Origin of the sequence: Sphingobacterium hotanense, assembly GCF_008274825.1 — a bacterium.
Lineage (GTDB): Bacteria > Bacteroidota > Bacteroidia > Sphingobacteriales > Sphingobacteriaceae > Sphingobacterium > Sphingobacterium hotanense.
Genome location: NZ_CP030848.1, coordinates 980,551 through 1,001,563, shown reverse-complemented (window position 1 = coordinate 1,001,563; position 21,013 = coordinate 980,551). Strand labels below are relative to the sequence as shown.

Sequence of the window (21,013 nt, the reverse complement as noted above, 5' to 3'; positions counted from 1 at the left end):
TCACTCACTGTGTGATAGTTTCGATTTCCTATAACATCAGTAAGTGTGCCAATTGTTAGATTACAGGTACAAAAGTACCATATTTTTCTGGACCAAAAGGAATATACGAAAAATGAACAAATATTTTTCTGGTGATCGTGTTTAGAGAAAAGAGAAAACCCATTTTAACGGGAATTGTAAAATCATTTATACAATGGACATCCGTCAATTTTCTACGGCAATAATGTTTATCTATTTGCGATAATCGCTTTCAAATAGCTACCTTCGCAATAGTATGCTGGCGAAAATCAACACTAAATCTGGGCTATTCTTCATCTTTCTTACCGTCGTATTAGACTCCATAGGTCTGGGTATTATTATTCCGGTAATGCCTGCTTTGATTAAAGAGTTAATCCATGGCGATATTAGTCAAGCCTCATCATATGGCGGCTGGCTTACATTCTGCTATGCATTTATGCAATTTTTCTTTGCGGCAGTATTAGGAAATCTAAGCGACCGCTATGGTAGAAGACCGGTATTATTATGTTCGCTATTTGGCTTCGCTATTAATTACATACTGATTGGATTTGCCCCAAGCATATTTTGGCTATTTGTAGGCCGCATTGTAGCCGGAATCACTGGAGCTAGCCATACCGTTGCTGCAGCTTATATTGCAGACGTTAGTACGCCACAGAATAAGGCGCAAAACTTTGGCCTTTTGGGTGCTGCTTTTGGATTAGGCTTCATTATCGGGCCTGTACTAGGAGGTTTACTTGGTCATTATGGTCCTAGAGTTCCGTTCTTCGCAGCCGCAGGTTTAACGTTTTTCAATTTTCTATACGGGTATTTCATCGTCCCGGAGTCGTTGAAACCCGAAAACAGAAGACCTTTTAGCTGGAAAAACGCCAATCCAATCGGTAGTTTCCGACATATCGGGCGCTACGTGCATATTCAGCCGCTCGTCCTCTGCATTTTCTTAATCAATATTGCTGCCCATGCCGTCCAGAGTACTTGGTCCTATTACACGATGGAACGCTTTGATTGGAATGAAAGAATCATCGGTTATTCTCTTGGATTTATCGGAATCTTATTAACTATTGTACAGGCCGGGTTGATTCGCATCATTATCCCTAAAATAGGCATACCGAAAAGTATCATCTTTGGTCTCTTACTGAGCTGTATTGCCTTTCTGATGATGGGACTAGCAGGCTCGTCTGCCATGCTCTATTTCTCTAGCATCTTCTATGTTTTCTCAGGCATTGCCGGCCCCGCCATACAGAGCTCCATATCCAATCAAACTCCAGCAAACGAGCAGGGACAGATTCAAGGGGGATTGACCTGTATCATCAGTTTGACAGCTATTATCGGCCCATTGATGATGACCAGCCTTTTTTCCTTCTTCACAAAAAAGAGCACCACGCTTTATATGCCTAGTGCTCCATTTTATCTGGCTAGTTTATTAGGCTTGATCGCCTGCTTGACTGCCTTACAATATTTTAGAAATCGTCAGAAAGATTAGTCTGCTTTTTGTATTAAACATACTGCATAAGCAACAACACCTTCCTCTCGCCCGATAAAGCCCATCGTTTCATTTGTCGTTGCCTTTATCGATACATCGTCTACCGATATTCCTGCTGCTTCGGCAATATTGATCTTCATTTGAGGAATATAAGGCTTGATCTTAGGTGCTTCTAAACAAAGCATGCCGTCGATATTACCTAGCTCATACCCCTTTTGTTTTATTAAAGCTACGCAGTGCTTCAATAGATCCAAACTATTCGCGCCTTTCCAACGATCATCAGTATTGGGAAAATGATAACCAATATCTTCTAAATTGGCAGCGCCGAGAATTGCATCACAAATCGCATGAGCCAAAACATCTGCATCTGAATGTCCGAACGCACCTGCATGGTGTTCCAGTTTGACGCCTCCAACAACGAAGGGGTGCCCTTCGCGCATTTGGTGCACATCAAAGCCAAATCCTACTTTTATTTTCATAATTGTTACGAAGATACAGCAATATATTCTGTTAAAAAAATGAAGGAAAATCGCCTATTACAAGCTATTATTCCAACATTTTACTACAAATCGTTAAAAATCATTGAATACAGTACAGGAAACTCATTTTCCTCTAATATTTATTTACTACTTTTGGATTTTAAATCCTCATTATTTATGATGTATTCGAAAAAAATATTAATTCCAACACTTTGCCTAGCCTTCGGTTTATTAATATTTAGCTCGTGTAGTAAAAGCCACAACAGTAATTATTCGTCGAAAACCGGCGTGAAGTACAACGACCCTTATAATGGCGGTCTGCAGATCAATCGTAAAGTCAAAGAAGCTCCAGGCCCCGGCCTTGTAGGCATCGAAGGCGGTACTTTTGTGATGGGAGGTAGCCTTAATGAAGATCTGGGTTATGACTATGACAATGCGAAACGTCGTGTGACCGTTGCATCGTTCTATATCGACGAAACAGAGGTCTCTAATGCAGACTGGTTAGAATACTTGCAATGGATTGCGCAAAGCTATCCTGAAGACGGAAAGATGTACTATGATGCACTTCCTGACTCGCTAGTATGGCGCCATCCCCTATCTTACAACGAACCTTACGTTAACTTATATTTCAGACATCCTTCGTTCCAAGACTACCCTGTTGTTGGTGTAAGCTGGGAACAAGCGAATGCGTATTGCCAATGGCGTACAGATCGCGTAAATGAGCACATTCTTCGCGAATCGGGTGTATTGATGGACTATAAAACCATGAATAGCCAGCAGACAAAACCGGAAACTGGTTTTAATACTGAACTTTATCTAAATGGACAGATCCGCGGCGAAAACGTCGATGGAAAGAACATGCCTAAAGATAACAGTATCGGTGCTGCCAAAGATGCGCGTCGTCCGGTACGCATGGAAGATGGTGTATTAAAACAACCTTACCGTTTACCAACGGAAGCAGAATGGGAATATGCAGCCCTTGGATTAATTGGAAATTCATTCCAAGGAAATATTCAAACTGCTCGTACCTATCCTTGGGACGGCTTAGGCGTGCGTTCTGCACAGCGTAAATCGCAAGGAAAGATGTTGGCCAACTTCAAAATTACCTCCGGTAATAATATGGGAGTGGCAGGTAATTTAAATGATGGTGGAGATATCACTGTACCGGTACGTGCTTATATACCAAATGACTTTGGATTATATAATATGGCCGGAAATGTGAATGAATGGGTTAGTGATGTTTATCGCCAATTATCTTTCGAGGACTTTGAAGATTTCAACCCTTATCGTGGACATGTGTTCATGGATAATCAATATGAAGATGCACAAACTCGAACGCTAGCAAAAGATGAGTATGGAAGACCAATCAAGGTCCCTGCAAAGGCTGCGCGCAAACAGACTTGGGAAGAACTGCAACAAGCAAAGACAATCGACTCAATCAATATGGGAGCAGCAACAGCTTACGATCATGATGTTCGCGGATATTTAGACGAAGAGCAAAAAGCATTATTCGGAAAAGCAACGCTTGTGAATGATAAGTCTCGCGTTTATAAAGGAGGATCATGGAACGACAGAGCTTACTGGTTGAACCCAGCGACACGTCGCTTCGCTCAACAAGATCAGTCCAGTGCAATGATTGGATTCCGATGTGCAATGACCATGGTTGGAAATATTTACGGACCTGCATCAAACACGCGCCGTTAATAGCATTCAAAAAATAAGACATAAAGAAAAGGGCTTTGAAATTTCAAAGCCCTTTTCTTTATGCGAATCCGAAGTAAAATCTATGCAGATACTTCTTCGTTTACAAATTCATCATACAAATCTCCGAACGCTTCATAATCGTCATCAGACGCAGGAGCGAATAAGCGGATGTTGTTGTCTTTGATATAAGACATAATTTCTGGATCGATGTTCTCATCAGATTTAACTACGACGTCTGTAAATGACAAAGCGCCTTTTGTTAGATCTACAAAACTTCCAGATCCGTAAGCAGCAAGATCAGCAGCATCGATATCAACTTGTGATGCCAATTCAGCATACTTACTACCTAATGATGCGTTAGCAAAGTCTTCCTCGTACAACGAATAGAATACTTTAGCATCTTTGAATGTAGGATCATCTTTGTAGGCAGTCTTTAAGTAAGCAGGAACCATAGCTGTAAACCAACCGTGGCAGTGTACTACATCCGGAGACCAACCTAATTTCTTAACAGTTTCCAATGCTCCCTTACAGAAGAACAAAGAACGCTCGTTGTTGTCATCAAAGAACTTCCCACTCTCATCACGAAAGACCTTCTTCCGCTGGAAATATTCCTCATTATCTAAGAAATACACCTGCATCCTTGCCGCAGGCAAGGATGCTACTTTAATAATTAGCGGATTATCATTATTGTCCACCACAATGTTCATTCCCGACAACCTTATCACTTCATGAAGACGATTTCTGCGCTCATTAATATTACCAAAACGAGGCATCAGAATCCGAATTTCGAATCCTTTTTCTTGCATCGCATGTGGTAACTGGCGTGTAATTTCAGAAATTTTACTTAATTCAAGGAAAGGCGACATTTCATGGGTTATAAACAAGATTTTCGTTTTTGCCATCTCCAAAGTTTTTTTTAATATTGAATAGTAAAATCGGTCTACAAAGGTACTAATAATAAATGAATTTTACAATTCCTTAAAAATCATCATTTTATAATTCAAAGATTATTCCTCACTTTTGTACCTTATTTTAATAAACAGAAGTGAAAATATTCCGCACAAAAAATGAGCTTAAGGAAGCTCTAGCAGGATTGAAAGCGCAAAACAAGACCATAACGCTTGTCCCTACCATGGGCGCTTTACACCAAGGCCACATCTCTCTCATCGATTATGCGAAACCGCAAACTGATATCATCGTTTGTAGCATTTTCGTTAACCCGACACAATTTAATGACCCCAAAGACTTAGAGAAATATCCACGTCCGATCGAACAGGATATCGCGCTACTAGAAGCAGCAGATTGCGATATACTCATCCTGCCTACAGTCGAAGAAATGTATCCAGCGAATGATCCGGCTTGGCGTATAGATTTAGGAGATCTCGATCGAATTTGGGAGGGCGAGCATCGCCCGGGACACTTCCAAGGTGTTACACAAGTCGTATATAAACTGTTTTCTTTGGTAGAACCAGATCAAGCATGCTTTGGACAAAAGGATTTCCAGCAAGTTATGGTTATCCAAAAGATGATTGAAATCAAGGAGCTACCTGTAAAACTACTAATCTGTCCAATCGTAAGGAATGAAAACGGGCTCGCATTGAGCTCACGTAATGCCCGATTGACTGATGAAGGACGAGATACTGCTCTAATTCTATACAAAGCGCTAAATCACATTAAAACCGCCAATAAATCAAGATCTCCACAAGTATTGATTAATGAGGCGAAAGAAATTATAGCAGCAGTTCCTGAAGTTGAATTGGAATATCTGGCAATTTGCGAGACCAGCACGCTCCACTCCGCTTCCCAGTTCGATCCTGAAAAGGAATATGTCGTCTTAGTTGCGGCATGGCTCGAAGGCGTGCGATTGATTGATAACATCTTACTGTAATTTTTCCGGAAACCAGCTTGCTAAGCGCCTTAAACGCGCTGCCAACAAAGAATAACTGTCCTAAATAAAAAAAAGAAAAGCGTAACTTTGCATCATGATGATTGAAGTAATGAAGTCAAAAATTCACCGAGTACATGTCACTCAGGCTGAATTAAATTATGTTGGAAGCATCACCATTGATGAGGATTTGATGGATGCTGCGAACATTATCGCGAACGAAAGAGTTCAAATCGTAAATAATAACAATGGCGCTCGTTTGGAAACTTATGTAATTCCTGGACAACGTGGATCGGGTATTATCTGTTTAAACGGAGCCGCGGCACGATTGGTGCAGGTTGGTGACATCGTCATCATCATCTCCTATGCCCTGATGGACTTCGAAGAAGCCAAGAAGCATAAGCCAACGACTATCTTCCCCGACGACCATAACAAATTAATATAACGAGATCAGTGAAAACGGCTATAATTTTGTAAATTTATAGCCGTTCGCTTTTTACGACTATGCACAAATCAACTACATATCGCTTATCGATAGCTCGCTTCCTCCTCATATGGATGTGTGGCATTATCGTCAGCGGCGTAGTGTTTATGCACAAAGAGGTGACATCAACCGGAGAAATAGTCACCCACATTCACCCCTATAACTTAGGAGAGAAAAAACATCACCGACACCATTCGGACGCAGAAATTAGATACCTCGATATCATCTATCAAGGCAGTTATGTCGAATGGTCACCGTTTGTGTATAGTACTCCTATACAGACCCTTTTATCAGAAGTACAATTTGGCTTTACTGAAAGCCAACACATAACCCGCTCAGCGCACAGTCACGCCGATAGAGGTCCTCCTGCCCTTTTAGTATAACCCATCTTTTTATTTTTGGTATCCATCGATATATGGATACCCGATTGGTTTATCCTATCCGGATAAGCCTAATTCATGTTGGATTTATAGCTAAATTTCTAATGACATTATTATACAACAAGTATATGTTATGCCTATTCTTTTTATGGATGGGGCAGCAAACTATTTATGCCCAAATTAAGGGGCAGGTGATCAACGATAAACAAGATCCTATCGCCAATGCAACCGTTCAAATAGACGGTACACAAATCGGAACTTCTACAGATACCCTCGGTAACTTCGAAATACATATTAACGGATTGAATAAAGCAAACCTAACGGTTCGTGCGGTCGGTTATCAACCTTTGAAAAAGCTGATTCAAGGTGAGCAGATCAATAGATTCCAATCCCTAGCATTGCATGAAGACAACCTGAACCTGCATGAGGTGGTTGTCAGTGCGTCACGCTATGGCATGGAGCGAAAGAAAGCTCCCGTTATTGTCAATGTGTTAAGCCCAAAACTTTTCAATGCCACACAATCCGTAGCCATGTCAGAAACACTCAATTACCAACCTGGTGTCCGAGTGGAAAACAACTGTCAGAACTGTGGGTTTACCCAAGTACGCTTAAACGGTATGGAAGGTGCTTATTCACAAATTCTGATCAATAGTCGTTCGGTTTTCTCCGCCTTGAATAGCGTATATGGCTTAGATCAGATTCCTACGAGTATGATCGATCGTATCGAAGTCGTACGCAGCGGAGGCTCTGCGCTATTCGGCGCCAATGCGATTGCCGGAACAATCAACATTATCACCAAGGATCCTGTTGAAAACGACTGGCAAATAAAATCGACAAACTCCCTTATTGACGGAAAGTCTTGGGATAATACAATTGACTTCAATACGTCTTATGTCGACAATGATCTGCGAGCGGGCGCGACCTTTTATGGGATGCATCGAAACAGAGAGACCTATGACGCCAATGGCGATGATTTCTCGGAGATGACTAAACTAAAAAACTTGACTTTCGGCACGAAAGCTTTTTTCAAACCATCTGAATTCAATAAGTTAACAGTTGATTTAAGTGTATTGAATGAATTTCGACGTGGTGGCGACCGCTTAGACCTTGCACCGCATTTTACCGATGTAACCGAACAGCTTCGTACAAATTCCTTTATCGGCGGCTTGACCTTCGACCAATATTCGAAGGACTTTAAACATAAGCTGTCGCTATACGCGTCGGCCCAAAAGACTAACCGCGAGAGTTTCTACGGTGGTCTCGGCGGCGGAAGAACAGCGCAGGATTCTATACTCGCATCCAATTCTTACGGCACGACAGATGACTTCGCGATGGTCGCTGGCGCGCAGTACACCTATACCTTCGAAAAGGACGTCATCACTGCCGGAGTGGAATATTCAGGAAACAAGACAGAGGATAATATCCCAGGCTATGAGCGATTGATTGACCAAAAGACGCATGGAATCGGTAGTTATTTCCAATATGAATGGAATATCCTACCGAACCTAAAGTCCCTACTCGGCGCTCGCTATGACTATACGCACGTCGATGGAAAGTATAAGTTAGCAGGTTATAACCGTAGCTCCGCAGAAGATTTCGGAACTTTTAGCCCACGAATCACCTTGCTTTACGACATCACAGATTTCCTACAATTCCGTGGTGGATATGCACGCGGCTTCCGCGCTCCGCAAGCCTTCAATGAAGATATGCACGTAACGTCCATCGGGGGACAACAAGTCTTTGTGTTGATTGGAGAAAACCTTAAAACAGAATACTCCAATGCCTATACCGGATCCTTGAACTTCACTAAAAACTTCGGCTCCCTGCAAACCAGCCTATTAGTAGAAGGATTCTATACTGATCTTAAAAATCCATTCACAACCGTGATGACCTCCGAAGAGGAAAACCTCATCATCGAGGAGATGCGAAACGGCGCAGGCGCCAAAGTATATGGCTCCAATATCGAGCTGAATGTTGCGCCATCATCACGTTTCAGCGTTCAAGCAGGTGGAACCATACAGCGCTCCAACTATGAAGAGAATCAATTGCTATACGAAGGGGCTACAGAAGCGGAAAACGTAAGCTCTAAGCGCTTCGTTCGCACACCAAATACTTACGGATACATTAATACAAACTGGAAGCCTGTAGCACCTTTTAGCGTGGATTTAACAGGTGTTTATACCGGAAGCATGATTGTTCCGCATGTGTTGGCTGATGATCAATTCCTACTGAAGAAATCGCCTGACTTTATGGAACTAAACTTACGCCTCGGCTACACCTTCGCGTTGAAGAAAGATCTGAACATGGAGATCTTCGGCGGAATGCAAAATATCTTCAATGCCTTCCAAAAGGATTTTGACACCGGTGCATTGCGCGACTCACAATATATCTACGGACCATCAAGACCACGAACGATTAGTTTCGGGGTTAAAATAGGACATTTTCACTAATGAAGTTGTTACAAATCATTATAGCACAACTATTAATGTCGATCTCACTTTCGCAGGCTCAGGAGCCTGCGAAAGCCGAGATCAATTGGCTTAGCTTTGAGCAATTAGATGATTCCCTGGCTACAAGTCCAAAGCCGGTCCTATTGTTCTTCCACACTGACTGGTGCAGCTATTGCAAGAAGATGCTCAATGAAACGTTTCAGAATCCTCAGGTAATCCAAAAATTAAATAAGCAATACTACAGCGTACAATTTGACGCAGAAACCGCAGATATGATCAACTTCGATGGCGTAACTTATACGAATGAACTAAAATCTAAAAGAAGAGGGAATTACCATACGCTCGCTAAATTGATTTTAGGTAATCCAAAGCAATATGTTTTTCCGACTACAATCTTACTTGACTCCGATTTTAGCGCAAAAAAACGCACATCCAAATACCTTAGTATTAAAGAATTATTAAAAATTTTATAATTTTTTTCACTGTTTTGTAGCACATTTATAAATTCGAACGTTTACATTAGCATTACAGATATTCACAACACATTATGAAAAACTTTAAAATTTTACTTATTGCTTTATTGGCCGTTGTTTCCGTGAGCTCGTGTATGAAGAATGATGATCCAACGCCAGGTATTGATTATGAAAAAGAAAGAGCACGTATTGATTCTACTCTTAGAGCGCAAAAACCAATCTTAGCGGAATGGGCACAAGATAATTTCGAAAATCCGATCTATAACGATTCGCTTCAAATGTGGTACGAGGTGATCACGCCAGCTATCGACGAGTCTTTTGAATACGTTCTATCAGGATACTCTTTCGTGCCGGTTAAAGCCGATGTAAAGTATAAAGGAGAATTACTTGACGGTACAGTTTTCGACGAAACATCAAGTACATCAGAAATGACGATTGGTAGAGGACAATGGTTACAAGCATTTGAGCGCGCATTCTGGCCTCAAAAGGTGACTATCGCTGGTGTAGATTATTTTCCAGGATTGACACCAAAAGGATTGCAAAAAGGTCAAAAAATTAGATTTGTGGCTCCATCACCATGGTGTTATGATAACAAAGAGCAGAAAGACAAAGATGGCAAAGTGAAAATCCCTGCTGACTCGCCATTAGTATTTACTATTGAAGTAAGCAACTTAGTAAAACTCAACTAATAATAATTTATTGAAACAAAGATATTGAAAGAGAAGGGACTGTCCATATGATTGGACAGCCCCTTTTTTCTTTTAGGAATAATCCGAGCGCTCAAAAGTCTCCTTTCAAGGATCTCACCCTAAGCGGCTTCAAACCTGCTTGCTACATAAGCTTTTCTTTACTCTATTCAAACCCATATCAAACCCCTTCTGAGACGGTTATGATTGGGGTTATAATTGGGTTTAGATTGGGTTTGAAATGGGTTTGAGTAGTACTTATTAGTTAGTATTAAGATATTAGACATTAGATTTTAGACAATTTGAGTATTGTGTCAGGAAAGAAAGGAAATTTGTCTTGAACCAGGAAAAAAAGGATACAAGGATTGGCAGGATCGGGTGGAAAGGAAGGATGTAAGGATTGGTAATGTTGGAGACGTTTAGTGAAACGTCTCTACGCATTGGCGTCCAATTGGCTTCTATACAATTTTGGACTATATAGGCGGTGATCATGACGAACCGCGTAGAGACGTTTCACTAAACGTCTCCTATAAAAAATACAATCGCCCCCTTCATATGTCACAATACCCGATCCTGTCAATCCTTAAATCCTTGCTTTCCTGGTTCAAGACAAATTTCCTTCCTTTCCTGATACAAGACACATACTCTAATGTCTAATATCTACTAGCCCCCCTTAAACTTAGAATCTTCCAATATCTCCTGCGCATTTTCGGTCTTTAAAAGATCGATTAATGTTTTTTCGGGATGTCGACTCATATATTTTCGAACAATCTGCCAACCGATATAGCTTCCTAATTTAGGAGCAGACTCATTATTGCTCCCTAGTTCTGGTGTGAAGGGTGCTTCGGTAAAGTATTTCTGAGTTCGCAGGTAATCGGTACTGTAGAGGAGGTCTTCTTGCAGAAACCATTGCCATACGTCTTTTTGATATTGCTGAGCCCAGGCTAGCTGCGCTGAGGTATATCCTATTTTTAGGGAGTCTGGTACTTCCGTCAATTGATCCATCGCGTATAAGACCTTTCCGTGGTAGATCATCTGCTGAAGCGTATTGACGTCGGCATCCCGAACAGGGAATAACTCTTCGCGGATCACGGCTTCGATGATGCGAGGAGTGATATTTTCAGCAGTAAATCGGCGCGAAACGTATAAGGGGATGGAGCCTATTAAGGCAGGGTAAAAAGGCGAATCATTACCTAGGAACATATCGAGCCCTACCCCGATATATTTCTCTCCAATCGGCACCTGTACTTCAAAACCAGAGAAAAAAGAAATTATACGAGGGACTTCATATTGGGGAAAGTAATGCTTGATATAGCGAAAAGCCTGTGTAAGCTCTTCCTCCTGTGTTTTTAGATCAGGATATTTCTTCCCGATTGCCGCCGCTAAATCGATGAAATCCTTCTTTTGGATGACTTCCTTTAAAATTTCCTTTAAATAAATCGAGTCTCGAGGATCGCTGACCTTCAGCATATATTGCATGTAGTCAGCGTAGAAGGGATTGTATTTCTGCTGCCATTCCGTATTTTTCACTTGTATCTCATTGGGCTTAAGGGCTGCAATCTCACGATCGAATCTTTCGATCTTAATATCCACAGGTATGGAAGAAACATCAGGCTTTTCCTTTTTCGATTGACAGGACAGAATAAAAAAACAAAGAAACAGAATCGATAATAGCTTGTTTAAAGTACGGCTCATCAAGTTATACGCTAGTGATACACAAAATTATTTAGTAAATTTACAATAAATTCAGCCACATGAAAATTGCGTTAGCACAACTTAACTACCATATCGGAAATTTTGAAGCGAATAACCAAAAAATAATTCAAGCAATACAGACGGCAAAGTCTGCTGGGGCAGATTTAGTTGTATTTGCAGAATTAGCAATTGGAGGATATCCCGCAAAAGATTTATTACGAAACCTTTCCTATCTAACCCAATGTGAGCAGAGCATTGCAGCCATAGCAGATGCCTGTCAGGGAATTGCTTGTATCATTGGTGCACCTATTCGTAATCAAGATGGTGAAGGCAAAGCGCTATACAATGCTGCCTTGCTCCTGGAAGATGGAAATGTTTCGCAAACCGTAAAGAAGAGTTTACTGCCGGACTATGATGTATTCGACGAATACCGCTATTTCGAACCTAATAAGCAAGTAAATTGCATTCCTTTCCGAGGTAAGACCATCGCATTAACCGTATGCGAAGACCTTTGGGATGATGACGGGCCGAATTCCTATGTAGGCGATATCATGCTGGAGCTAGCGAAAGAGAATCCAGATTTGATTATCAATATTGCCGCTTCGCCTTTTTCTTATACGCACTTTGAAAGCCGCAAGAATGTTTTAAGCCGCAATGTGATTAAGGCAAATGCACCGCTGATCTATGTCAATCAGGTCGGAGCGCATGCTGATATTATCTTTGACGGCAGATCGCTTGCATTCAATAGAAAAGCAGAAATCATTGAAGAGTTAAATGCTTTTGACGAAGATTTGCAGTTTGTTGAGCTTGAAAAAGATTTAACAGCAGAACGAACAATTACTATTTCTACGAAGAGTGAAATTGCGCTGATTCACGATGCGCTAATCTTGGGACTTCGCGATTATTTCAAAAAATCAGGATTCAAAAAAGCTGTCCTAGGACTTTCCGGAGGGTTAGATTCAGCGTTAGTCGCGGCACTCGCATGCGAAGCGATAGGCGCGGAGAACGTCTTGAGCGTATTGATGCCTTCGATTTACTCTAGCGATCACTCATTGAAGGATGCATTAGATCTTGTAAAGAATACGGGGTGTGCACATCAAATCGTGCCGATTAAGGATATAGCCAATGCGTTTGAAACAGGTTTAGCGGATACTTTTGCGGGAAAAGCGCCTGATACGACCGAGGAGAACATACAAGCTCGAGCTAGAGGAACTATCCTGATGGCAATCTCCAACAAGTTCGGAAACATCCTGCTCAACACCTCCAACAAAAGCGAAGCTGCCGTAGGCTATGGAACCTTATACGGCGATATGACCGGTTCCATTAGCGTTATTGGCGATGTGTATAAAACGCAGGCCTATCAGTTGGCAAACTACATCAACAGAGATCAAGAAATTATTCCCATTAATACAATCGTTAAACCGCCATCGGCAGAGCTGAGACCTGATCAGAAAGACTCAGACTCCTTGCCACCATACGATATCTTGGATGCCATCTTATTTCAACTGATTGAAATGGAAAAATCCGCCAGCGAGCTGGTAAACCTAGGTTTCGAGGAAGCATTGGTGCAAAGAATATCCAAGCTATTAAACAATGCAGAGTTCAAGCGCTTTCAAGCTCCACCGATATTGCGCGTCAGCCCGAAGGCTTTTGGATCAGGCAGAGCAATGCCATTGGTTGCAAAATATCCTTTTTAATAAACTGGTTTTAAACCTTTAACGTTTAGCATAGTCAAAGAGAAAAAGAGTAGAATTATGAAATCGCTTTTGTCTACATTCATTGCCGGGGTCGCGTTATTTTTAGCGTCCTGTTCATCCTATAAGTATAATACTACGAGGGTGCAAAATTTAGATTTCTCACAGTATAAAACCTATGGTTGGTTGCCTCCTGTGGATTCCCTTTCAAAGAATTATTTCACGAATGATATTTCACGTAGCAACATTATCTCGACTGCAAATAAGCAGATTGAAGCACGTGGACTAACTTATTCTAAAGAAAACCCAGATATTCTATTTCGTTACGTGACGATTGTGAACAACAAAAGTCGCATGGTTTACAGCCATAGCTACGGATGGGGCGGCCCGTGGGGCATGTATCGTCCGTGGGGTTGGGGCTGGGGATGGTATGGCGGTGGTCCTTCATACCCGGTTGGAAAAGAGAAATTCCGCTACTCTCACGTTATCATAGAAGCCGTAGATCGTAAGACAAATTCGGTGGTATGGCAAGCGAGAGGTTCTGGTGAGATTAGAACGCCAGAAAAAGCAATCAATAACCTTCCGAAAGTTGTGGAAGGTATCTTCAACGAATATCCATTGAAGTAGTTTGAGCAAAGATTTTTTTAGATTTTTTATAAAAAAGAGGGGCAGCCGATATAGACTGCCCCTTATCTATTTTATTTATCCGCCCTTAGATTGAAGGCCGCTGATTAATATAAAATGGCACTTCGACATGGTCTTTTGATTTATTGATAATTAACTCTGCAGCCATCTTTCCCATCATCTCAAAATCCGTTGATATTGTCGTAATACCGTTTAGAATAAATTTCTTAAGCGGCGTTTCATTGTAGGAAATCACGCCTACATCCTGCCCTATCTGCAGCTTCTTGTTGATAATCTTATCCAACAGCTTTACCAAATCATCTTCCGCGATATTGATATAGCAGGTTCCGACAGTAATACGCTCCTTGTCAAGTTCGCTCACCAAACAATGATTAAATGCATACTGCTGAGCAAACTTATAAAAACCTTTAATAATAGCTTTCGGATAATCGCTATTGTCCGGGAATATCAACTTGATTGTCGCATATTTGGCCAATGCCGGCAAGGCTTCTTCCAATGCACAATAGATATCCTTTTCATAATTCTCATAAACTGCAGCAAACTCCCCCTGAATATCTTCGATATACTTACCTAAAAGCACCAGCTTTTCTCTGGGAATATATTTATTGATGATCTCAGACGCCTGATCTCTACCCTCTTTAAAATGTGGGAAAAGAACGTAATAGTCATAAGTTTTGGTCAAATTTCCCAAAAGGGTCCTCAGATAAGTAATGTCGCTGTTATAAACGAATAAATCCAAAGCGGCTTCATCCGCTAGCTCGTTTGCAAATGAGTCGTAGACAATCTTCTTATGCGCGCTCAATTTGTTCAACAACATCGCAATCTTGGCGCGTTGCTTCACATCCGTTGTAGCAACGTAGTACCCTTTGCCGGGTATAGAAGCAATAACATCAGAATTCTTTAAAAATTTATAGGCTTTTTCAACGGTATCTCGAGAAATATCGACATAAACACTGAGCTCATTGATCGATGGTAACATATCATCCTTTTCGAGGGTGCCATTCTTCACCGCATCAATAATCGCAGATGCTAGCTGTTGATATTTCGGAGTGGCCGAAAAATCACTTATTTGAATGGTTTTCAGAAAGTCTGTCACCTTACTGGTCATAGGATCGGCATTATAATAAGTCAGGTTCTCTTTATGTTGCATTCTAATATAGATAAAATACTTTACTTAGCGACTATATTTAAGGAATAGCCAGCATTGGAACCCTAAAATTAACCTATGCCATTTGTTAATCTATCCTGCCCTTACATGCGATAGCTGTTTAAAATACTTTCGCTAATTGTACGCCCAAGGCATGATCTTGATAATACGGACTGATAAATGTTGTCGAGTTGTGATGTTTCCTATTAAACAATTGCGATGTCATGGGATAGGTCCAATAAGCGAGTTCTGTAGATAGTATTCCTATGCCGGCACCAGCAACAACATCGCCAACCCAGTGTCGGTCATTGAATATTCTATAGATGCCTGTCGCTGCAGCCAAAGGATAGCCGGATATACTCAGCCAGAAGTTGTTGTCTCTATACTCATGGAATAGAAACTGTGCAGATGAGAAGGCTGTCGCGGTGTGTCCCGATGGAAATGATCTTGTATTCGATCCATCCGGACGAATCTCTCCGACCCACCTTTTCGTTGGGATCACCATCGCGCCCATATAGACTTGCGAGGTGAGGTATATCATCGTTCGATCTTTAAGATTATGCTTTCCTTTAACGCCAAATATGTTCAGTCCATAAACAGCCCCTGCAGGCGCATATTGCATGTAATTATCAATAACAGCACCCACCGTGATATGCTCTCTCGTTTCGTAGCGCGTGGAGCTATTCAATTCTTTTAAACTGGGGCTTATCAAACTGGCAACCCCGTATCCAATAAAAACAGTAGGAATAATTAGCTTCTTGTAGTGGAAATGATAAGCAGGATCATCGAGTAGTATCCTACTAGAATCTATATGGTCTACTATTTGCGCCTGAGCATGACAAACGTCAAGAAAGATTAGTAGGCAGATGAATCCAATTCGCAGCATGATGTTGTTTTTCTAACAGAAATTAACGCAATTATTCAATAAAAAATATGCAAACAAAAGTTAAAGATTTTAACATTTGTAGCGATTCGTCAACCTGTATAATTTGTATGCTGGAAGATAGAATTATCCCGAAAATTCATCTAACATTTCTAAAGATGGAACGAAGAACAAACTTCCCGTCTTCGCTGTACTGAAGTCTAATATCCGATCGTAGTTTCCGGCAGGATTTCCGATAAACATATTCCTCAACATCTTCTCTACAGTCGTAAATGTGCTGGCATAACAGATAAAATAGGTACCCATCTCATTGGAACTTACTGTACCGAAAGGCATATTATCCCTAACAATCTTGAAGTCATCACCGACATTCGCCAGTGCGCTATGCGAGTTGGCAGGTTTCTCCTCATCGCTCATCTCGATATCCATATCTTTCGAGCGGCCGATTACTTTCTCCTGTTCAGCAATGGGGAGTGCATTCCAGGCAGTTAAATCATGGACATATTTTTGAACAAACAGATAACTCCCTCCTTTATACGCCGGATCCTCACCTGAAACGATAGCAAAGTAATCCCGATCGGCGCCATGTGGATTCTCCGTGCCGTCTACAAATCCTAATATCGAACGACTATCCCAATAACGGAAGCCCTGCACTTCAACAATACAGTCTGCAAAATCGTTCATAAAAGAACTGATCGTATTCGCCATATCATAAGCCAGGCTCTTTTCGTCAGCGCGAATGTGAAAATGAAAATCAGCAGGCGTAAATACCGCTACATGCTTATCGCCGGCTATAGCCTCAAAATTCTTGAGCTCTTTTGGGAGGGGCTTTGGTAAATCTAAACTTTGCCAAGCGTCATGTCCGATTCCAAAAACGACGCTAGCCTTTGCGTCCGGAAAGCGATCCAATGCGGAATTATTCAAATTGATCACCAACGCACAGATACGCTGAAACTTCTTTTTAATTTCAGGAAGTGCCAAGGATGTACGCATTTTCCAAACCAGGAAAAAGGTATTATTATTCGGATAATCGGTGACATTTTGTGCATGATGTGCACTGTAAGACTTATTAACAGCCATAGGAAATTCTTAATCTAAAAACCATCTGCTTCAACAACGAATAAACGGCATCAATGTTTTGATCCGAACTTTTGAATTCTACTGATCCGTTCCGAAGATTTTATTAAGAATAATCTCCTTTATTGCTGTAGGCTCCAGAGAACCTTCAAACTTGTCCTTACTGATCCATATTGGATAATATTGCCGCTCTACATCCACTATTCCATGCGAACCTTTGACCAGGTTGGCATCCAATGGCGTAATATCTAATACCGCACGAAACCCAATCTTTTTCAATAAAAGCTTAAAGATTGCCCTAGATTTCGAGGTCATGAACATCTCTACAGGATCGTAGCCGGGCTTCTTATGAATATCGACCATGCGCGCATAGTCTGGAGCCTTCGCATCGTCCTCCCAGAAATAATAGGTAAACCAGGCATTCCGCTTTGCTAGTACTAGTAAATCGCCGGAACGCTCATGGTCCATACCATAGGATTTCTGTTCTACTTTATCCAATACTTTATCCACCCCATCCAAGCTTGACAGCAGGTTTTTAACCTTGGTCTCTATGGCTTTCGATTTACAGTAAACATGCGCAATCTGATGATCGGATACCGCGAAAGCATCCGACGCCGCTGCATCGAGCAACTCCAAACCTCGCTCCATACGAATCCCCAAAAGTCCCGCTTTTCGAAGCGCTCGATTGATATGAACCGGCTGATCAACCGCCGCGATACCATATTCCGAAAGAAGAATGACTTCAATATTTCGACTTTCAAAGAACTCCACTAGCTCTTTCACAAGGCTATCGATCTCCAACAGTTCGTTTTTGATTTTCTCTTGATCTGGACCAAACTTCTGTAAGCAGTAATCCAGGTGCGGAAGATAAATCAAATTCAATGTGGGCTGATGCTTCTCCTCCACATACATGGCCGAATTGGCAATCCAACGGGAGGAAACAATATTTGCATTTGGTCCCCAAAAATTAAATAAAGGGAATTTACCAAACTTCTCCGTCAGCTCGTCACGCAAGCTAGCAGGATAAGCATAGCAGTCGGGCATCTTTCTGCCGTCTGCTAGGTAATTTGGACGTGGTGTAACCGAATAATCCGCATCGTTGTACATGTTGTACCACCAAAACATCTGAGCGCAACTGAAGTCAGCATTGCGCTTCTTCGCGGTCGTCCAAATGCTCTCCGCCTGCACCAGCTTATTCGATTGTTTCCAGAACTGTATCTCCGAAGCCGAATGATCGTACCAACCATTTGCCACAATCCCATGTTCGCTAGGCGTCGTGCCTGTTAAGTATGTCGTCTGCGACGCAGTTGTCAATGCCGGCATTACTGGTTTAATATCCCCTAAATGATTACGCTTTACAAAAGCATTCAAAAAAGGCGTGTATTCGCCAAGTACCGACTGTGATAAACCAACTACATCTATTACGCAAACTCTATTCATCTCTATGTTAATCTTTTAACTCGTCTAATAACCATTGCAACTCCCTTGCTATTGAATCCTGAATCGGAATCTGCAAAGATGGAGGCAGCACCCCCCAGGTGTAAGTCTCTATTTCCAAATGTCGCGACCGCTCTTTCTCCTTATGCAAAGCTAAGACCTCCAATATATCTTGCTGTGTGGAAGACACTTCGCCATACTGCTCTAAGAATATAGGCACATGGAAATGGCTGCGCCATTCTACCTGATCCAGATTCTCGATATGGGGCAGCGCATCCATTAAGTCGCGATACTTAACCAATTCATTCTTTTTATCACGAGCGATAACCTGATGAAGATAGATCGGTTCATCAAATTCCTCCAGCACCTTCTGCTTATGAAGCCTGTCGGCAACATCATCAGTAAACTGTACCTTCAGCGCCGAGCTGATCTGGAACTTACCGATGTTAATTCCCAATTTTTCCAAACGCTTCATTGCTTCCGGATGCTGTTCGTATGCCAGTGCAAAATGACAAACATCATAACAAAGTGTAATATATCGATTGATGATGTGCTTTGACTGCTCTGCATCCAAACCCGCCACCTTCTCAAAATATGCGCGCGCTGCTGGCAATAGTTCTTCCTGATACCAAGCAATAAACTCATCCACATTCTCAAGTACACCGTCAGGTTCAGGCTCTATATCCAGGTGCATATACTTCCCTGTGCTAATTTCCTTCTGATACAGAAAGTTTGCGACCTCCACAATCTGCTGTGTGGCCTCATGCCGCATCGTCCGCCATTCCTCGGCCGACTCATCAAACCAAAAACGATAACTAAGCGGCGATGTTGAAATCCCCGCCTCTCCTTTATCCGGTATCAGCTCCGCCAAGATTTTAAATAAGGAGATCGTATAGTCCTTCCGCTTTTTGCTCGTCCAATCCGGAAAATGAACCATATCCTTCACCCGCTTCTCATGGAAATCCCCAAAAGGAAAACCGTTCAGCGTAAAAACATAAATATCATTACGCTTCAGCCATAGCTGGAACTCCAGCAAGCATTCAGGCTTCAACAATTCTTCACTCGCTTCTGCCGAGATACGCAGACCTAAGCCAAAGGGAGCATCTGGAGAAACAGCCTCTTTGATCGCAGGAACATGCGTCCGCAACTGATCAAAATGCGAATGCCAATCCTGTCCTGGGTGTATATTCGTGCAATACGAAATATGTGTGTTAGCTAACTTCATCCAATTGATTATATGCTTGTTGAAACTCACTTAAAAAATCAATCGCCTGTAGCACATATTCCGTATCAATCTGATGGTAATCCTTGCCTTTACCCATCCGCTCTAATAGAACGACAGTCAGGCGACCGCCCAAGTGTTCCTGGAACTCCGTCAGACCCTTGATCAACTGCTGTTTTCCTTCCGGTTTCGATAGGATCGGATGATATACCGGCAATCCGAGATGATGAATCAGATGAACAACCGAAAGCGCCTCATGCTCCGAAAGATTGCCAATAAGGTAAGAATAAACGACGTCGATCGCTATCCCTATCGCCACAGCTTCGCCGTGTAGCACCTCAAAATTACTTAGCTGCTCCAGTTTATGAGCACTCCAATGCCCAAAATCCAAGGGACGCGAAGATCCCAACTCAAATGGATCACCATTTCTGATATGTTCTAAATGCAAATCTGCACAGCGATATATCAACTCGCTCATGGATTGAGAATCTCTGCGCGGTAGATCATCCGCTTGAGCCTGTATCCAGTTATAAAAATCCAGATCCTTGATCAAAGCAACTTTGATCGCCTCAGAAATCCCAGCCAACCAAGATCTATTATCCAATGTAGATAAAAACGAATAATCATTGAATACTGCGACAGGTGGTGTAAAAGTTCCCAGGAAGTTCTTCTTTCCTTTATAATTTACGCTGTTCTTTACTCCAACACCCGAATCATTTTGCGAAAGCACCGTCGTCGGAATTCTGATATGACGAATCCCACGATGGGAAATTGCAGAGGCATAGCCCACTAAATCCAGAATTGCCCCGCCGCCGATAGCAACGACATAAGAATGTCGATCGACGCCGTAATCATCGATTGCCTGCACGATAGACTCCAAAGCTTCCGGATTATTTTTGCAGACTTCGCCACCAGCCAATATCAAAGGCTCCCCCGCTAGAACAACGTCGTCCAAATCCTCAAAATAATCCTTGATTTGTCCCGCCAAAGCTGGGTGGTTTTCCCAAACACCACGGTCTACAACGAAAAGGACCTTTTGCTTAAAATCCGGATTTCTACGTTGAAAGAAGAAATCCCGAAGCAAGTTATTTTGTGGGGCAAAAATGCCCACTGTGAAATAGATATTATAAGAAAAATCTATGTTAAAGCCTTGTTTTAACACACGTTCCATACG

18 protein-coding genes are annotated in these 21,013 nt (G+C 41.9%); 9 read left to right on the top strand and 9 right to left on the bottom strand.

All coding sequences use genetic code 11. The annotated features are described in order from the left end of the window. Nucleotides 1-274: 274 nt before the first annotated feature. Nucleotides 275-1,498: a TCR/Tet family MFS transporter gene (locus DSM08_RS04150; RefSeq protein ID WP_149524974.1), complete on the top strand. Its 1,224-nt coding sequence runs from the start codon at nt 275-277 to the stop codon at nt 1,496-1,498. On the opposite strand, the gene ispF is transcribed toward DSM08_RS04150, so the two are convergent. Next, the gene (gene ispF / locus DSM08_RS04145) at nt 1,495-1,977 is read right to left on the bottom strand and encodes a 2-C-methyl-D-erythritol 2,4-cyclodiphosphate synthase (RefSeq protein WP_149524973.1); all 483 of its coding nucleotides are present in this window, start codon (nt 1,975-1,977) and stop codon (nt 1,495-1,497) included. The two genes, DSM08_RS04150 and ispF, sit on opposite strands and share 4 nt — an antisense overlap. A 39-nt stretch (nt 1,978-2,016) precedes the next feature. Between ispF and DSM08_RS04140 the strand changes: the two genes are divergently transcribed. Then, on the top strand, nt 2,017-3,681 hold the full coding sequence (locus DSM08_RS04140; RefSeq protein WP_317131796.1) for an SUMF1/EgtB/PvdO family nonheme iron enzyme: 1,665 nt from the start codon (nt 2,017-2,019) through the stop codon (nt 3,679-3,681). Between the two features lie 80 nt (nt 3,682-3,761). On the opposite strand, the gene DSM08_RS04135 is transcribed toward DSM08_RS04140, so the two are convergent. Further along, entirely contained in the window at nt 3,762-4,583 is an 822-nt protein-coding gene (locus tag DSM08_RS04135; RefSeq protein WP_149524971.1) for a glycogen/starch synthase, read from the bottom strand. A gap of 143 nt (nt 4,584-4,726) precedes the next feature. Between DSM08_RS04135 and panC the strand changes: the two genes are divergently transcribed. The 5 genes from panC (at nt 4,727) to DSM08_RS04110 (ending at nt 10,042) form a co-directional block, all read left to right on the top strand. Further along, nucleotides 4,727-5,569 (top strand): pantoate--beta-alanine ligase, encoded by an 843-nt coding sequence (gene panC / locus DSM08_RS04130; protein WP_149524970.1) that lies wholly within the window; start codon nt 4,727-4,729, stop codon nt 5,567-5,569. Between the two features lie 94 nt (nt 5,570-5,663). Further along, nucleotides 5,664-6,011 carry an aspartate 1-decarboxylase gene (panD, locus tag DSM08_RS04125; RefSeq protein ID WP_149524969.1) on the top strand — a complete coding sequence of 116 codons (348 nt, stop codon included), beginning with the start codon at nt 5,664-5,666 and terminating at the stop codon, nt 6,009-6,011. Between the two features lie 523 nt (nt 6,012-6,534). Next, nucleotides 6,535-8,880, top strand: a complete 2,346-nt coding sequence (locus DSM08_RS04120; RefSeq protein WP_246172448.1) for a TonB-dependent receptor — start codon at nt 6,535-6,537, stop codon at nt 8,878-8,880. Beyond that, nucleotides 8,880-9,353 carry a thioredoxin family protein gene (locus tag DSM08_RS04115; RefSeq protein ID WP_149524968.1) on the top strand — a complete coding sequence of 158 codons (474 nt, stop codon included), beginning with the start codon at nt 8,880-8,882 and terminating at the stop codon, nt 9,351-9,353. The genes DSM08_RS04120 and DSM08_RS04115 overlap by 1 nt, the downstream gene beginning before the upstream one ends. 74 nt (nt 9,354-9,427) lie before the next feature. Beyond that, the gene (locus DSM08_RS04110) at nt 9,428-10,042 is read left to right on the top strand and encodes an FKBP-type peptidyl-prolyl cis-trans isomerase (RefSeq protein ID WP_149524967.1); all 615 of its coding nucleotides are present in this window, start codon (nt 9,428-9,430) and stop codon (nt 10,040-10,042) included. A gap of 660 nt (nt 10,043-10,702) precedes the next feature. On the opposite strand, the gene gldB is transcribed toward DSM08_RS04110, so the two are convergent. Then, entirely contained in the window at nt 10,703-11,734 is a 1,032-nt protein-coding gene (gene gldB / locus DSM08_RS04105; RefSeq protein WP_149524966.1) for a gliding motility lipoprotein GldB, read from the bottom strand. 59 nt (nt 11,735-11,793) lie between these two features. On the opposite strand from gldB, the gene DSM08_RS04100 reads away from it, so the two are divergent. Together DSM08_RS04100 and DSM08_RS04095 are read left to right on the top strand one after the other, a co-directional pair. Then, complete coding sequence (locus tag DSM08_RS04100; protein ID WP_149524965.1) at nt 11,794-13,431, top strand: NAD+ synthase; 1,638 nt, start codon at nt 11,794-11,796, stop codon at nt 13,429-13,431. A 57-nt stretch (nt 13,432-13,488) separates the two neighbouring features. Continuing rightward, a complete protein-coding gene (locus DSM08_RS04095) occupies nt 13,489-14,055 on the top strand; it encodes a DUF4136 domain-containing protein (RefSeq protein ID WP_149524964.1) in 567 nt (188 codons plus the stop codon). An 85-nt stretch (nt 14,056-14,140) separates the two neighbouring features. Here DSM08_RS04095 and DSM08_RS04090 read toward each other — a convergent pair whose 3' ends face one another. From DSM08_RS04090 to DSM08_RS04065, 6 genes are all read right to left on the bottom strand, one after another. Continuing rightward, the gene (locus DSM08_RS04090) at nt 14,141-15,223 is read right to left on the bottom strand and encodes a GntR family transcriptional regulator (protein ID WP_246172443.1); all 1,083 of its coding nucleotides are present in this window, start codon (nt 15,221-15,223) and stop codon (nt 14,141-14,143) included. Nucleotides 15,224-15,341: 118 nt separating this feature from the next. Next, nucleotides 15,342-16,106, bottom strand: coding sequence for a phosphatase PAP2 family protein (locus tag DSM08_RS04085; protein WP_149524963.1), 765 nt, complete (start codon nt 16,104-16,106; stop codon nt 15,342-15,344). Nucleotides 16,107-16,229: 123 nt separating this feature from the next. Then, complete coding sequence (locus DSM08_RS04080; RefSeq protein ID WP_149524962.1) at nt 16,230-17,183, bottom strand: Dyp-type peroxidase; 954 nt, start codon at nt 17,181-17,183, stop codon at nt 16,230-16,232. Between the two features lie 78 nt (nt 17,184-17,261). Beyond that, complete coding sequence (locus DSM08_RS04075) at nt 17,262-18,620, bottom strand: alkaline phosphatase family protein (RefSeq protein WP_149524961.1); 1,359 nt, start codon at nt 18,618-18,620, stop codon at nt 17,262-17,264. Between the two features lie 7 nt (nt 18,621-18,627). Further along, nucleotides 18,628-19,842, bottom strand: a complete 1,215-nt coding sequence (eboE, locus tag DSM08_RS04070; RefSeq protein ID WP_149524960.1) for a metabolite traffic protein EboE — start codon at nt 19,840-19,842, stop codon at nt 18,628-18,630. Further along, nucleotides 19,829-21,010 carry a 3-dehydroquinate synthase gene (locus tag DSM08_RS04065; protein WP_149524959.1) on the bottom strand — a complete coding sequence of 394 codons (1,182 nt, stop codon included), beginning with the start codon at nt 21,008-21,010 and terminating at the stop codon, nt 19,829-19,831. Before DSM08_RS04065 ends, eboE begins: the two co-directional genes overlap by 14 nt. Nucleotides 21,011-21,013 lie beyond the last annotated feature (3 nt).

Bases quoted from the DNA above. Each gene is read 5' to 3' on its own strand.
- DSM08_RS04080 (WP_149524962.1), bottom strand. From the start codon at position 17,183: ATGGCTGTTAATAAGTCTTACAGTGCACATCATGCACAAAATGTCACC.
- DSM08_RS04090 (WP_246172443.1), bottom strand. From the start codon at position 15,223: ATGCAACATAAAGAGAACCTGACTTATTATAATGCCGATCCTATGACC.
- DSM08_RS04120 (WP_246172448.1), top strand. From the start codon at position 6,535: ATGACATTATTATACAACAAGTATATGTTATGCCTATTCTTTTTATGG.
- DSM08_RS04110 (WP_149524967.1), top strand. From the start codon at position 9,428: ATGAAAAACTTTAAAATTTTACTTATTGCTTTATTGGCCGTTGTTTCC.
- DSM08_RS04140 (WP_317131796.1), top strand. From the start codon at position 2,017: ATGAAGGAAAATCGCCTATTACAAGCTATTATTCCAACATTTTACTAC.
- eboE (WP_149524960.1), bottom strand. From the start codon at position 19,842: ATGAAGTTAGCTAACACACATATTTCGTATTGCACGAATATACACCCA.
- DSM08_RS04075 (WP_149524961.1), bottom strand. From the start codon at position 18,620: ATGAATAGAGTTTGCGTAATAGATGTAGTTGGTTTATCACAGTCGGTA.
- DSM08_RS04150 (WP_149524974.1), top strand. From the start codon at position 275: ATGCTGGCGAAAATCAACACTAAATCTGGGCTATTCTTCATCTTTCTT.
- DSM08_RS04065 (WP_149524959.1), bottom strand. From the start codon at position 21,010: ATGGAACGTGTGTTAAAACAAGGCTTTAACATAGATTTTTCTTATAAT.
- DSM08_RS04095 (WP_149524964.1), top strand. From the start codon at position 13,489: ATGAAATCGCTTTTGTCTACATTCATTGCCGGGGTCGCGTTATTTTTA.
- ispF (WP_149524973.1), bottom strand. From the start codon at position 1,977: ATGAAAATAAAAGTAGGATTTGGCTTTGATGTGCACCAAATGCGCGAA.
- DSM08_RS04135 (WP_149524971.1), bottom strand. From the start codon at position 4,583: ATGGCAAAAACGAAAATCTTGTTTATAACCCATGAAATGTCGCCTTTC.
- DSM08_RS04085 (WP_149524963.1), bottom strand. From the start codon at position 16,106: ATGCTGCGAATTGGATTCATCTGCCTACTAATCTTTCTTGACGTTTGT.
- DSM08_RS04100 (WP_149524965.1), top strand. From the start codon at position 11,794: ATGAAAATTGCGTTAGCACAACTTAACTACCATATCGGAAATTTTGAA.
- gldB (WP_149524966.1), bottom strand. From the start codon at position 11,734: ATGAGCCGTACTTTAAACAAGCTATTATCGATTCTGTTTCTTTGTTTT.
- DSM08_RS04115 (WP_149524968.1), top strand. From the start codon at position 8,880: ATGAAGTTGTTACAAATCATTATAGCACAACTATTAATGTCGATCTCA.
- panD (WP_149524969.1), top strand. From the start codon at position 5,664: ATGATGATTGAAGTAATGAAGTCAAAAATTCACCGAGTACATGTCACT.